The sequence below is a fragment of the Thalassospira australica genome (assembly GCF_000763295.1).
Taxonomy (GTDB): Bacteria; Pseudomonadota; Alphaproteobacteria; order Rhodospirillales; family Thalassospiraceae; genus Thalassospira; species Thalassospira australica.
On the sequence record NZ_JRJE01000024.1, the window covers coordinates 15,158 to 30,120 of the forward strand.

Here is a 14,963-nt window from a genome sequence, read left to right on the forward strand (position 1 = left end):
GCATGAACAATCCTCAACCGCATGAATTCCCACCAGTCAAAGAACTCGTCATACATGATGCTCCCATGTTGCTGATTGATCGCGCAATCGCAGCAGATGAAACCAGCATGACTGCAGAACTCGACATCACCGCAAACAGTATGTTCTGTGTTCCGGATAAAGGTGTCCCGAGCTATGTCGGCATTGAATATATTGCACAGACTGTCGCAGCCTATAGCGGATGGCGCGCAAGACAGGCCGCCCCAGATACAATGCCAAAGATTGGCTACCTTTTGGGCTCGCGCAAAGTGGCAATGTCGCGGGACTTCTTACCAATTGGCAGCAGACTTATGGTGCATGTCACCAATGTCTTTGAAGATGGCGAAATGGGCGTCTTTGACGGCGAAGTCCGTTTGGGCGAGGAAATACTTGTCGACGCACGTATCAATGTATATCAGCCCAAGGAGAATGAAACGGCTTCGACGCCGCCTTTGGGCAACAACCAAGAAACATCAGACCAATGACGAAAACCATAGTGATAACTGGTGCCAGCAAGGGCATTGGTGCCGCAACAGCACGACGTCTTGCGAAGGACGGTTTTGATATTGTTATCCATTACAATTCGGATCACGATGGTGCCCAAAGGGTTGCGAATGATGCAATCGGGCTCGGTGTCCAAGCCCGACTGTTGCAATTCGATATTGCTGACCGAGAAGCAGCGAGTGAAGTTCTAACGCAAGACGTCGCCGAACACGGCGCACCCTATGGTGTTGTTTTAAATGCCGGAATAACCCGTGACGGTCCCTTCCCGGCTCTTGAGGATGACGACTGGGACAGTGTTCTGCACACCAACCTGGATGGTTTTTATAACGTTATCAAGCCGCTTCTCATGCCGATCATTCAGCGTCGCAAAGGCGGGCGTATCGTCGCCCTGACATCCATTGCGGGCATTGCGGGTAACCGAGGCCAGGTAAATTATGCAGCCTCCAAGGCCGGGATCATAGGTGCAGTGAAGTCACTTGCCCTTGAACTCGCCAAGCGCAAGATCACGGTTAATGCCGTTGCCCCCGGAATCGTCGAAACCCAGATGACAGATGAACTTCCCGCAGACGAAGTAAAATCCATGATCCCGATGCGCCGATATGGCACGCCTGACGAAGTTGCAGGCACGATTTCCTTTTTGTGCAGCGATGATGCTTCTTACATTACCCGCCAGGTCATCAGTGTGAATGGAGGCATGTTATGACGCGACGCGTTGTCGTTACAGGGATGTCGGGTATTACAGCACTTGGCAATGACTGGAAATCCATCAAGACACGCATGCAGGCAGGTGAAACCGGAATTGTCCGCATGTCCGAATGGGACGGCAAATATGATCTGCGCACCCGGCTTGCGGCCCCGGTACAGAATTTTTCCCTGAAAGGCCGGTTTAATCGCAAACAATTGCGCAGCATGGGCCGAGTGGCCCAGATGGCTGTTGCAGCAACCGATGATGCGCTCGAGATGGCCGGCCTACGCGACAACACAGCGATGTTCGAAGGTGGCCGTCTTGGTATCGCATATGGATCATCGTTTGGCAGTACGCCACCGGTTCTTGGCTTTACCCGCCTGATGGAACATGGTGACAGCAACGCAATCACCGCCACCAGCTACATTCAGATGATGAGCCACACCGCCGCAGTTAACATCGGCGTCCTTTATGGTATTTCCGGGCGAATAATTCCGACATCGACAGCCTGCACATCTGGCAGCATGGGCATCGGGTATGCTTATGAGGCAATTAAGTTCGGCAAGCAGGATGTCATGATTGCCGGTGGCGCCGAAGAACTTTGTCCGACAATGGTCGCCGTGTTTGATACGCTTTTCGCCACCAGTGTAAGCAATGATACGCCCGACGCCACACCGCGTCCGTATGATGAAAACCGTGATGGACTGGTGATTGGCGAAGGCGCAGGCACTCTGATCCTTGAGGAATATGAGCACGCTAAAGCCCGCGGTGCGAAAATGTATGGTGAGATTGTCGGCTTTGCGACCAATTCAGATGGCGCGCATGTGACACAACCCGCCGCCGACAAGATGTGCCGTGCCCTTCAACAATCCCTTGATGATGCGGGGCTTTCACCTAACGACATCGACATTGTCAACGGACATGGTACCGCCACTGACCACGGCGACCTTGCCGAAAGCCAAGCAACCCGCACAGTATTCGACCGCGCAATTCCAATCCACACCCTTAAGGGCCACTTTGGACATAGTCTTGGGGCATGTGGGGGGATCGAAGCGTGGCTTGGACTGGAAATGATGCATGAGGGCCGTTTTGTTCCCACAGCAAACCTCAAGAACGTGGATCCAGAGTGTGCGGAGCTAGACTATATTTTCGGCTCACCTCGTTCGATAAATGCAGAACATATGATGAGTAACAATTTCGCCTTTGGGGGAATAAATTCGTCCTTAATATTCAGGGCAATGTAAGCTCAGGCCCCTAGAAACCAAGTATTGCTGCTCATCACTTGATGTGAGGCAAAATTTCTCAGAAAAAGTACATTCGAAGATTCTCTGAGTGATTTTTCAAAGTTGCACATCCCCCTTAGACAGAACCTAAAAATCTATAATTTACAATATTTTATGTTGTTTCAAAACGCGCCCCCAAAACGTGACAAGTTACTTTGCCAACCGGCTCGTTAACTGCGTTGGCTAAATAGCAGAAGTTCGAGCGGAGAACATCCTGCTCGATTTCGAAACTGGCTTTTCGTCGCGCACAACATCCCCGTGTCGGTCGTGTGTCGATAAAGCCAGTTCGACGATGACAGATTTCCCCAACAACAAGCGACGGCAAAATCAGGTTACCCAACGATACAGGTTCTTTCAGACTGGCGCAGTCTTGCACGAGACGGAACGCTGTCGCGAATATTGCAGTATCAAAGGCTTCAATTTTGCCAACGAGTTTTTTGATCAGGGCACCTCAGGCTCTAACTGACAGTTTGAATGCATTATCAGTGATGATTTAAGTCACTCTCACTTCGCCGTCTTTATCAAAGGGATGGCAGGATCTGATGAATGGCTATCCACAAAATCAACCACGCCGGTCAAGGTGGGAAAGTGACTAACTCTGCCTCCGGAAACCGGTAAAACTCATACAAACGATTATTCTTACTAAGGAAAAATGGCGATCCCTGCTGGACTCGAACCTGCAACCCAAAGATGAGAAACACGTTTCTTTTCCTTTAAAATCAATGACCGCCAGTTAGTTTTCACAGTTTGTTCACGGCTATATAGATCAATCACTTAACCTTTGAGTGACTAACCAAGTCTAAAGCAAAATTACTATTTTGTCGGGTTGTGGATGGTTGAGATTGATGCTCTGAAAGTTTGCACAAACCATATGTCGAAGCAAAGCCATGCTTATGAAGTGCACGCGCAGGTAAACTTGCTCAACTGTTATGTGAGCTTCATTGACAGCATATCTCGAAACCTTGGCAACCCATTTATCCAACCCCGGCGCACAACCTCCGACGCATGAAACGGATGATTCTCCGGATTTGCTGCAAAATAGTTATCCGAAGCCCTGAACAGGCGGCCAGCCTCCTCAGGAAACCTGTGGTGCAGTATCATTGCTGCAATCCTGAAAACGTTTGCTTCTTCTGACGAATTGGCCTCAGAGGCCATGCCTCTCCCAACAGCAGCACATCGCTCCAATACCAGATTTTCCAGCTCTCTCGCATCCATCATTCCACCAAGATATTTGCCTGATATGCCTGAGCTACGCGAGGCCTAGCCTAGTGTCTGGTAGTTTCTCCATCTGACAGATGCAGAAACTACTAAATTAGGTGCCATTTCCTTATTAGTGGTGTCACGTGCCATAAAAGCTGACATTCGGCTTTTCGGCAAATCAGTTACTTAGCATTTTCGATTGTCACAAAAAGATGACAAAAAACTGCGGAATTGACAGAAAATCTGACATTTTTCGCGCAACGCGATTGAGTGCACATTGTGGTTCATAGCCAGCCTGCCGCTGGCGTTTCCACTCGCAGGATATTCACTTCCCGCTGACGACCCAGCTGAGGTCCATGTCAGTCTGCCCCGGAAACGTTATCGCCAACCATGCATCAGCAAAAGGCATCACGCGTGTCTGGTACTGTTTAAAGTTCTTGTAACGCAACTCGAAACCAGCACCACAACGCACAATTGAGCTTGGCGCATAAATTGATAGTGGCACCATCATACCGGTTATCAAAACCTTTCCCAAGCTTTCACATGCAACCCAAACCAGTGATGCAGCCTCATACTCACTTAGGGAAAGTTTGACAAATTGCTCCTTTAAACGCGCATCCATGGCATCCAACACAGGCACGACATCTGTTTGGGCCAGTTGATCAACATCGATCCCAATCGGGTGCCCCTTATGATGGACAATCGCTACCCCCAACTGATCCGAGTGAGATATTGAAACGCCGAGTTCACAAAGTCGATAGGATGCCCCCAGAATAATAGGTTGGTTAAATAATCCACTGCCAATAAAAATGTCATTTGGTGGCACATCATCCAGATGTTTTTTCAAAGCAATCTTCGCCGCCAACCGGCCTATTGTAAAGCTGTCGCGACGCTGCAAATATTTGAACTTATGCCGTCTTTGCTGCTCTTTAACATGTAGATAGTTCTCCGCCAATTTCTTGACATCATCCTCACTAATTCGATGCCTGTAGAGGATAGCAATCGTCGCCCCCAAAATGTCATCCGGGCTGAAGGTTCCCAGAGTGCCATTGCGGGTGAGGTGCAGCTTCTGAACAATACAGCTTTCCGATAACATGAACTCCTGCCTCAAGTTTGTGTACAGCCGATACAATTTCCTACGCAGAAACCTGACTTGCCGAAACATATTCAGGAGAAACCTGACCTTTGTGCACCAAGGCTGCAGGCTAAATGTGCACAATCCACAAGTTCAATACAATTAAACAATTGCGAATGAGTATTATTTTTGATAACTCCATGAGCGTTCGCTCATCACAGTCAGGTTTGTGACTTGGCAATTACCGACATCAGAAAACTGTTTTTGTCCCACCAACGGGAACTGCATATTTATCTGACGCGTCTGTTGCGCGATACAGATACCGCTATGGATTTGACGCAGGAAACATTCGTGCGCATTTCCGAGCATATTGGTCAAGGCAAGGCAAATGATGTCATTCATGCCCGTTCTTACCTTTATCGCGTCGCACACAATCTCGCGATTGATTATGTCCGCGCGCAAAAACGCAACCCAATCTCGGGCACGGATGACAAAAATCTGGAACTTATCGCAAATAATGCGCCGTCCCCTGAACAGGTCGTTGGCGAGCAGTCCGAACTTGATTTTGTGGAACGCGCACTCGGGGAACTGCCCGAGAAAACCCGGAACATTTTCATACTCGTGCGGGTTGATGGCCTGACATATCGACAGACCGCCGAGAAACTGAAAATCTCTGACAGCTCTGTGCAAAAACATGTCGCCCGCGCTATTGCCCATATTATGCGCCGCATGCGGGACAATCAGTCATGAAATCGCACAAATTTTTTACGCAATTATTGCAGTGTAACCGTCCTATAGATAAGGACGAGCTTTACATACCATCGGCACATGCGGGTTGAGAACGTGAGCCAAATGTACGAAACACAGGAAACCATTGATCTTATCGCCGCCCAATGGGTCGCGCGCTTGATTGATGGCGACCTCTGTGCAGAAGAGCACGATGCCCTCAACGCCTGGCTTGATCAGAACCCAGCCCATCAGCAGGCATTTCTCGAGGCCAATGATGCACTTGCATTGATGGATGCATCCGTTCTTTCTCGAAACTCGAACATGCCCCATGCCTCAAAACATGGCGCCCAGGCACCAAATATTCTCTCGTTCGAGAAACACATATCACAAAAAAAACCTCTTCCCCGATTGCGAAAACGAACATGGGGCTATGTTGCACTTGCCGCCAGCCTTTTAATCGCACTGATTTCAACCAGAGTGATGGTGGGGGATCCAACACTTCTATTGGCTGCCGACTACCACACATCAATCGGCGAAGTTCGTGCAATTACGCTTGAGGATGGCAGCACCGTTACTCTTGGCCCGGAGAGTGCAATTGCCGTCACCTTCACCGCCAAACGGCGTCATATCGAACTGCTTTCCGGTCTTGCAGATTTTCAGGCTGTTTCTCAAGAACAGGCAAACAATCGACCATTTGAGGTCTCCACTGCCAATGGCGTGGCCCGCGCACTAGGGACACGCTTTGTCATCGACAGTTTCACCGATTACGCGACGGTAGCGGTTCTCGAACACCAGGTAGAAGTAAACCTCTCACACAACACATCCCAGAAAACGACAGCCATTGTATCGGCAAACGAAGCCGTTCAATACAATAGCCATGCCATTGGAGAGATATCATCCATCAATCCGGACCGTATTCTGAGCTGGCAAAAAGGCAAACTTATTTTCGACCGCATTACCTTGCGTGACGTGGTCGAAGAGTTTTCACGCTACCGGCGCGGGACGATAATAATCGCAAACGAAGCAGCCGCCCGAAAAAGAGTAAGCGGTGTCTTTGATATGAGTAATCCGCAAACCGGGTTGGAACTGATCGCAACAGAACTTGATGTGCACAACGTGTCGATCACACCGTTGCTGACAGTCCTCTATTAATCATCAAACCTGTTGCGCCGGAAACCGCAGTTTTCTGGATCTTCTGAACGCTCTTCGAACATAAAAACAAAAAAATTGAAATTTACCTTACTGAATCAGAACGCAAATCCCGTCTCTCCCAATACAAGCAAATGCAACTCATTTGCGTTATTAGAAAATACCGAAGAATGGGGGTCTGTGTCGTGCAGGTAAGACAAGCCGGTGAAGCCGGATTGATTAAAGGACTGACTTTAGGATTGGCGCGCGGTGTCAGCTTGGCGGCTCTTGCCGCCGGATTGGTTGTTGCTGGGGTAACAACCAATGCAAAGGCACAGCAGCAAAGTACTTCTGAAAGCGGCGCTGCAGTATTTGAATTTTCCATCCCGTCACAGGACCTAAACCAGGCCCTTTTGACCTTCGCTGATCAAACCAACTTGCAATTGTTTTATGATGTAGATCGTGTTGCTGGACTGAAAAGCTCCGCTCTGACCGGCACTCATACACCAGATGATGCACTTAGAATTCTGCTTTCGGGCAGTGGTGTAACCTACCGCTTCACCGGTGAAAGCACTGTTTCCCTATCGAAACTTGAATTGTCCGATGGCGATAGCGCAACGATCACTGACCCGGTTTATGTCGAGGCAAGCTCGCAAGAAATGGACGATCTGGCACATGGCTATGTCGCCACACGCAGCAGTGCAGGAACAAAAACAAGCACGCCTTTGGTCGAGACCGCAAAAAGCATATCTGTCGTATCCGGACAGGAAATGGAAGACCGTGCTGTTGCCAGCGTAGAAGACGCAGTTGCCTATACTGCGGGCGTCGCAACTAACAACTACGGCTATGACCCCCGTTTTGATCAGGTCTATGTTCGTGGTTACCCGGTGCATATTTATGGCGATTACCGTGATGGCCTGCGCCAAATGACTGGCGTTTATGCAACTTTCCGAACCGAACCGTACAGCTTGGAGCAACTAGAAATCGTCAAGGGGCCAACAGCCGCCTTGTACGGACAAACCACCCCCGGCGGTCTGCTTAACAGCGTGACCAAACGTCCACGCAAGGATGCGGACAATAACGTATATGCCCGCTTTACCAACACTGAATCCTATGAAGGCGGCTTTGATTACAATCTGGGCCTTGGCGAAAATGACGAATGGGCGTCAAGGTTTGTTGGAATGGCGCGCTACGGCGAAACCAGCAACGATATTCAAGATGACCGTCAAATGTTTGCGCCTACCATCCGCTGGCAGCCAAACACAGACACCGATCTTACAGTTTACACCCTTTTCCAGCACGATGAGACAGATGCCTCCGCAACACTTTTAAATCTGAATGGCGAAATCCTTGATTACCGCACCAGCGACGCGGATTACGACTACCAGAAACAGGATCAGTTTCAGGTCGGCTATGACCTGACCCATGATCTAAGTAACGTACCTGTTACTTTGGCCCAGAAGGCGCGGTTTGGATATTTCGACCTTGAAGCACGGTATCTGACCGGTGGTGTTGTTGGTGGCGGTTGGAATGCTGCCGACACCGAATATAGGCGCGTAGCCCAAGCAGTTCAGGAGACCCTCTGGAGCGCGCAGGTCGACAACCAAGTCATCACGACTTTCGAGACCGATGACGCCAAACACGAAATCCTGACCGGTCTTGATCTGATGTATTCCAAGTCAGATTACCGCTCCGGTTCAAGCGCGGTGCTTAGTGACTATACCTTTTATCTCAGCGATCCGTACCGCTCGATCTCTGGCACCACACCCGCTTACACAACATTTGATGACGTAACCTACAACCAGTCCGGTATTTATGTTCAGGACCAGATTGAACTTGGCAACTGGCATCTCAATGGTGGTGTCCGGTTTGACTATGCAGAACGCAAACGTATCAGCCGACTGACAAATACGGGTTCAACCGACTACAACACCGCAACGACCTTTAACGTCAGTGCCCTTTATGCCTTTGACAATGGCATCTCGCCTTATGTCAGTTGGGGCACATCCTTCTTGCCCAGCACCAGTCAGGACTCTGAAGGCAAAATGCTCACCCCGACCGAGGGTGAGCAGTATGAAGCCGGCATCAAGTTCGAACCGGTCGGGTTTGATGGCTTCTTCACGGTTTCCGCCTATCGCCTGACCGAGGATAACGTCGCACGCTATGCTGGCGAGAGAGCCTCTGGCGGCTCATATTACGACTCAATTGGCAAAGTTGAATCGCGCGGACTTGAGATTGAAGGCAGTGCCAATGTATCTGAAAATCTTAGCCTGGTTGGCAACCTTGCCTACAACAATGCCAAAATCGTCAAAGGTTCCTATCGCGGTAATACCCCACTTGTGACACCGGAAAAGGCCGCATCCTCTTGGGCAAACTACAACTTCAATCAAGGCCCTCTTGATGGATGGGGATTTGGCGTTGGTGTTCGCTACACCGACTCAAGCTATGCCAATTACACCAATACGAGCAAGAACAAGCCCTATACGCTGCTTGATGCTGCGATCCGCTATGACTTCGCAGCACTTAGTAACAAGCTGGATGGTCTGACCCTTGCGATTAACGGCACTAACCTTGCCGATAACGATGCCGCTATCTGTAACAACGGTTACTGCTATCAGATCGAAGGACAGACCATTGCAGCAACGTTGAAATACGACTGGTAACGACATCTTCCGGGGCGTCATATCGCGCCCCGGACCTGCTTCCTGCGGCTCCCGCCAAGTGCGGGTTTTCTGCATTTTTACAAGAATGTTTTATGGCCATGAATTCAACTGACCGCCCTGTCGCACTTGCCATGCAAGATGCCCGTTTCGAGACAGCAGAGGGCCTCAAACTTCTAGATGAACTCACTGTCACCTTTGGCACTGGAAGCCTGACAGCAATTGTCGGTCACAATGGTTCGGGAAAGTCCACGGCACTGAAAATGCTGGCTGGACTTAACAAGCCGTCAAACGGGAAAATCACGCTCAATGGCGAAGACATTTCTGAATTTAGTGCACGGGAATTTGCAAAGAACGTCGCTTATCTGGCACAGGATCCTGGCGATGGTGCTGACTATACGGTCGAGGAACTGGTCACATTAGGCCGTTATCCCTGGCACGGTCCGTTCGGTCGACTAGGGGGCGAGGACCGACAGGCAATTGAACGGGCCATCTCTTTGACCGGGCTTAAGCCGATACGTCAGCGCGCAGTCAGAACTCTGTCTGGTGGTGAACGGCAACGAGCCTGGATTGCCGTAACTCTCGCACAGCAAGCACCATGTCTTTTACTTGATGAGCCGATATCAGCACTTGATCTCGCCCACCAATATGAGGTTTTGCTTCTGCTTGAAAAACTCAGCAAACAGGACGGCTTGTGCATCATTGCCGTTCTACATGACATCAATCTTGCCGCACGATTTGCTGATTATATCGTTGCGTTGAAAGGCGGCCGTTTGGTCACGACTGCGACACCGAACGCACTCATGCAACCCGCCATGCTACGCGATATCTTTGGTCTGGACATGCTTGTTCACCCCCATCCAACCACCGGGCATCCTGTTGCTCTGGCCAATCTGTGACGGGGTACCATTCAATGCACAAACTTGCACCTTCACATTCACGCAGATCATTCTTGCGCATCGCCACCCGTGCCTCGATTTTTGCAGGGGCAAGCTGCACGTTCTCGGCGCTTGTGTCTCAGCCTAGTTTGGCTGAAACGCCTAAACGCATCGTGATTGCCGACGGGGCAATCAGTGAAACCGCACTGGCGATGGGAATTGTTCCGCTGGCAATGGCTGATATTCCTGGCTATCGGGCATGGGTGCAGGAACCGAAAGTACCGGACCAAGTGATCAATCTAGGTGCACGTTTCCAACCAAGCATGGAACGAGTAGCACAGCTTGAACCTGATCTCATTCTGACCAGCAGCTTTTATGCAAACCAGTATTCCAAACTCCAAGACTTGGCACCTATCGAGAAAATCGACATTTATTCCAGCAGCAAGACACCGTTTCTAAATGCGATTGGCGCTGCACGTAAAATTGGTGAAGTCACAGGTTACCCGGATGCTGCCAGCAAATTGGTTTTTGAAACCTCTGAACACATTGCAGACGCCAGCCGATCTCTTTCCAAGGCCAGGGCGAACTCGGTTTTAATCACAAGCATGCTGTCCCCCCGGCACATGCGTGTGTTTGGCAAAAACAGCTTGATGCAAGATGTGATTGATCAATTACCCATTCGCAACGCCTGGGCTGGCCCGACCAACCTTTGGGGCTTTGCAACCGTTACAATTGATCAGATCGCACACTATGGTGATGCGGCGATGATTGCCATTGAACCGGTTCCCGACAATGTCGAACGGGCAATTGATCACAGCCCCATTCTTTCTGAACTTCCGGCGATCAAACGATATGGGCTGATCACGATGCCGCCCGTTGCAACTTTTGGCGGGCTTTATGCCGCTGGCCGGTTTGCCCGATTATTGGCCCATTCCCTGTCAAATACTAACACAGGGAATGCGGAGCCAGCATAATGAAAACCCTATTGCGTAGACCTTTCATGTATCATGGTGCAATTCCGGTAACACTCTTTGGTGCCATGGCGTTGCTTAGCGTCATATCTCTGCATATCGAAACCGGGAGCCTCAATCCTGCAGTGATTCTCGATCTTGCAACCAAGACGGGCACACAAAGCTTACTGCTGACACATGGTTGGACACCCCGATTTCTGATCGCACTCGTCGCAGGTGCGGGCCTGGCGACGGCTGGTGCATTATTTCAACACACTCTAAAGAACCCGTTGGCTTCCCCGTCCACACTTGGACTTGCGGGCGGCGGAAAACTGTTTCTGACACTGGCCACATTGTATGTGCCCAGCACACTGGTCGTGGGCGATGATATCATCGCGCTACTTGGTGCCATAACGGTTGGCCTTTTGGTTTTTACGCTTGCCCGACGCAGCGGTTTTTCGCCCTTGGTCGTGATCCTCACAGGGATGATTGTTGCGCTCTATTGCGGGGCAGTAACCACAGCATTGGCGATCATTCATCATGAATGGCTCAAAAGCCTATTTATCTGGGGAAGCGGTGACCTGACGCAGGATGGCTGGTACATCCTCGGCCCGCTAGGCCTCAAGGTCGCGGTTGGTTTGGTTATTGCAATCACTTTGGCCCGTCCGCTTGAGATGTTAAATCTTAGCGATCATCAGGCATCTGCACTTGGCGCATCGCCAGCACGATTGCGTATGTTGTGTCTTCTGATCGGTTGCTGGTTAAGTGCAACCATCGTTGCCGCTGTGGGTATTGTTGGATTTGTCGGCTTGGCTGGCCCGGCAATCACCCGAATGCTCGGCATTCGGCGGTTGCGATCAAAACTTGGCTACTCCGCCGCATTTGGAGCGATGCTGCTTTGTGCTGCGGACCAAGGCATTCAGGTTCTTTCTGCCCATATCGGCACCCTTGTACCCGTAGGGGCATTGACCGGCATTTTTGGCGGACCACTTCTGATCATTCTCATCAGACAACTGCGTGCGAATGCGACACCTGTACGTAACACAACATCAACACAGATTTCGAACAGAAGCCTTCTGCACATCAGATCTCTGCTTGGCTTGCTTGTGGTCCTAAGCTTGGTAGCGGCCATTTTCATCGGGCGCGACGTCGATGGTTTCTGGCAGTTTCAATGGGCAGGTGATCTTCAAACAGTCTGGCCTTGGCGAGAAGCACGGATTCTTGGGGCGCTCGTTGCTGGCACAATGCTGGCGATTGCCGGCACCGTATTGCAACGCATGACGGCCAACCCGATGGCCAGCCCCGAAAGTCTCGGTGTAAGCGCCGGTGCTGCGATTGGCATGATAGCCGTTATTTTCGCGATTGATGCACCGTCTGCCTGGGTCCAGATTTCAGGTGCGTCCATTGGTGCCATTGCAACCCTTATTGCCATTTTCGCCCTGACCCGACAATCAGGCTATGCCCCAGAACGCATTCTCATTGCCGGGATTGCAGTTGGCGCCTTGTTTGACGGATTCATCGCATTTCTGATGGCCGGCGGCGATCCACGTGCAGCAAAACTACTGGCCTGGAGTTCCGGATCAACTTATGGCCTTAGTTTCGACCGCGCCAGTATTTTAACAATCGTCGCAGTTGCAGCACTGCCTGCCCTACCTGCGCTTGCACGTTGGCTCAATCTGTTTCCGCTTGGCCCAATGACCGCAAAATCATTGGGGGTAGATTTGTCAATATCGCGCGGCCTTATGCTGCTGTTTTCCGCCATCCTGACGGCTGCTGCCACGCTTTTGGCCGGCCCCCTCAGCTTTGCCGGACTGATCGCCCCACACCTTGCGCGTCTGGCGGGCTTTCGCCACGCACTTTCACACACGATGGGCGCAGCGGCGATTGGCGCAGCCCTGATGGTAAGTGCCGATTGGCTTGGGCGGATACTGTTCTTTCCGTGGGAAATACCTGCTGGCCTGATGGCCGCGATCATTGCCGGTCCAATTCTGGTCTGGCTTCTTATGCGTATCGGACGAAATGGTTCATGATGTCAGCACCCCAACAGCCCGCCAACATAACCCGGTATCCGTCAGCATGCGATGAGACGGGCAACAAACTGCTTTCTGAAATTAAGACAAGCCTTTCGCAAGGACCCTATCAAGGCATCGGCGAACGCCATCGCATGACGTCTGGTGCGCTTGATGGCACTGACTGCTTTGACCTGCATGATCCCGGATGTCTCTCGCAGCTGCTTGATCAGTATTGTCAGGCGAGATACCCCAACGATGATCGGCGGGCGGCAATTTCAATGTGGTCGCAATGGTATTTTGGCCTTCTACTGTCGCCCTTACTGGTTTTGGCGGCTGCCGGAGAAGTCATATTGCCGTTCGAATCCGGATTTATAAGCCTGAAGTCCGATGACACAAATTGTCCAATCGGGTTTGACCTTGTCGACAGGCGTGTTTGTCAGACGATCCATGCCCCCTTGGCTCCTGATCCGTGGACACATTTTCATGATCTGATCACCAACCATCTCGAACCTTTGATCGCATCTCTTACGGCCGCATCAAAAGTTTCACCCAAAGTATTCTGGTCAAATGTCGGGGTGGTTGTTGCCTACGTCGAGAAGAGTGTCCTCAAGGAACACCGCATTTCGCTTACGCCATTGATCACGGATGCAAAAGGGCCGAACGGCATACGCAACCCGTTGGCCAATCCATACAGCACAAAGCATTCTGAAGATGGCAGTCTTTCCAGACGCGTGTGCTGCCTGCGCTATTTGCTGACCAGTGTTGATATCTGCTCAACCTGCCCACTCGCCAAAATTTAGGTGGTTCGCAAGAAACCAGATTAACTACAGCTCCTGTCAAGTGCCGCAGTTTTCCTTACTGAAATCCGTCGATAATTCCGTCTCATGAACTATAGGCTGGGTGTAATTCGCCATTAGACCCTGTTCAAGAAACAAAAAGCGTATCGACCTCGTGGAGAGTGCAAAACAGCGTCTCAAATTTGCAAGTAAATATCACTTTCACTAAAATCTGAACCCAATTGGAACGCTTGAAGTTTATAGTCGAAATGTGATTCACCCTTTGGGAAAGGGAGTTATCACATGGCACGATTTGATTTGAGCGATAAAGAATGGGCAATCATTGCTCCTCTTCTTCCGGCTGACGGCCGGGGGCCGAAGCGTCGCGACGACCGGACCGTTCTCAATGGCATTTTCTATATTCTTCGAACCGGTGCACCTTGGCGGGATCTTCCGGGAAGACATGGCCCACCTACGACAGTCTATAATCGTTATGTCCGCTGGGGAGAGCGCGGCATATGGCGCGAGATACTCGAGGCCCTAGCATCAGAACATGAAGATGCGCTTGTCTTTATCGACAGTTCAATAGTGAAGGCTCACCGCGCTGCGGCTGGGTCAAAAAAGGGGAACTGGCAGAGGGTATTGGACGCTCACGCGGCGGCAGGACAAGTAAAGTTCACGCCGCTGTAGATGTACTCGGTCGCCCGTTGCGTCTTGCGATCAGTAGCGGACAACTCCATGACAGTAAGATGATCGACTGCTTCCTGAATTGGTCAAAACCACCATTGGCCATTGTCGCCGACAAGGCCTATGGCAGTGCATGTATCCGTCGGGAGATAGAGGATGAAGGTGCCTTGCCGGTGATCCCCGCCAAGGCAAATGCCAGAAAGCCTATCCCTCATGACGCGGGTCTTTACGCCAAACGCAATCTTGTTGAGCGTTTCTTCTGCCGTATGAAGGATATGAGACGGCTGACCATCAGATACGAAAAGTCCGCAGAAAACTTCCTTAATATGGTCCGGATTTTCGCAATCAGATGTTGGGCCAATTGAGTCCAGACCCTAG

General features: G+C 50.8%; 11 protein-coding genes and 1 pseudogene. 11 read left to right on the plus strand and 1 reads right to left on the minus strand.

All coding sequences use genetic code 11. The annotated features are described in order from the left end of the window. Positions 1-2 precede the first annotated feature (2 nt). Genes JF44_RS0111060 through JF44_RS0111070 form a run of 3 tightly spaced genes read left to right on the plus strand, consistent with a single transcriptional unit; the run spans position 3 to position 2,451 of the window. Positions 3-503, plus strand: coding sequence for a hotdog family protein (locus JF44_RS0111060; protein ID WP_420340864.1), 501 nt, complete (start codon positions 3-5; stop codon positions 501-503). Then, positions 500-1,225 carry a 3-oxoacyl-ACP reductase FabG gene (gene fabG, locus JF44_RS0111065; RefSeq protein WP_033069059.1) on the plus strand — a complete coding sequence of 242 codons (726 nt, stop codon included), beginning with the start codon at positions 500-502 and terminating at the stop codon, positions 1,223-1,225. The genes JF44_RS0111060 and fabG overlap by 4 nt, the downstream gene beginning before the upstream one ends. Then, positions 1,222-2,451, plus strand: coding sequence for a beta-ketoacyl-ACP synthase (locus JF44_RS0111070; protein WP_033069060.1), 1,230 nt, complete (start codon positions 1,222-1,224; stop codon positions 2,449-2,451). Before fabG ends, JF44_RS0111070 begins: the two co-directional genes overlap by 4 nt. Positions 2,452-4,015: 1,564 nt before the next feature. Here JF44_RS0111070 and JF44_RS0111080 read toward each other — a convergent pair. Continuing rightward, positions 4,016-4,786, minus strand: a complete 771-nt coding sequence (locus tag JF44_RS0111080) for a 4'-phosphopantetheinyl transferase family protein (protein ID WP_156111672.1) — start codon at positions 4,784-4,786, stop codon at positions 4,016-4,018. A 213-nt stretch (positions 4,787-4,999) separates the two neighbouring features. On the opposite strand from JF44_RS0111080, the gene JF44_RS0111085 reads away from it, so the two are divergent. The 8 genes and pseudogenes from JF44_RS0111085 (at position 5,000) to JF44_RS20615 (ending at position 14,950) form a co-directional block, all read left to right on the plus strand. After that, a complete protein-coding gene (locus JF44_RS0111085; RefSeq protein WP_033069062.1) occupies positions 5,000-5,515 on the plus strand; it encodes an RNA polymerase sigma factor in 516 nt (171 codons plus the stop codon). Between the two features lie 102 nt (positions 5,516-5,617). Next, positions 5,618-6,646: a FecR family protein gene (locus JF44_RS0111090; protein WP_033069063.1), complete on the plus strand. Its 1,029-nt coding sequence runs from the start codon at positions 5,618-5,620 to the stop codon at positions 6,644-6,646. A 182-nt stretch (positions 6,647-6,828) separates the two neighbouring features. Then, positions 6,829-9,285, plus strand: a complete 2,457-nt coding sequence (locus tag JF44_RS0111095; RefSeq protein ID WP_162181410.1) for a TonB-dependent siderophore receptor — start codon at positions 6,829-6,831, stop codon at positions 9,283-9,285. A gap of 98 nt (positions 9,286-9,383) precedes the next feature. Beyond that, positions 9,384-10,181 (plus strand): ABC transporter ATP-binding protein, encoded by a 798-nt coding sequence (locus JF44_RS0111100; RefSeq protein WP_033069075.1) that lies wholly within the window; start codon positions 9,384-9,386, stop codon positions 10,179-10,181. A 53-nt stretch (positions 10,182-10,234) separates the two neighbouring features. Further along, positions 10,235-11,134, plus strand: a complete 900-nt coding sequence (locus tag JF44_RS0111105; protein WP_162181411.1) for an ABC transporter substrate-binding protein — start codon at positions 10,235-10,237, stop codon at positions 11,132-11,134. Continuing rightward, entirely contained in the window at positions 11,134-13,140 is a 2,007-nt protein-coding gene (gene fhuB / locus JF44_RS0111110; protein ID WP_081944425.1) for a Fe(3+)-hydroxamate ABC transporter permease FhuB, read from the plus strand. Before JF44_RS0111105 ends, fhuB begins: the two co-directional genes overlap by 1 nt. Then, positions 13,137-13,922, plus strand: a complete 786-nt coding sequence (gene fhuF, locus JF44_RS0111115; RefSeq protein ID WP_033069066.1) for a siderophore-iron reductase FhuF — start codon at positions 13,137-13,139, stop codon at positions 13,920-13,922. The genes fhuB and fhuF overlap by 4 nt, the downstream gene beginning before the upstream one ends. Positions 13,923-14,201: 279 nt before the next feature. After that, positions 14,202-14,950, plus strand: a pseudogene (locus JF44_RS20615) (IS5 family transposase). The last annotated feature ends 13 nt before the right edge of the window (positions 14,951-14,963 follow it).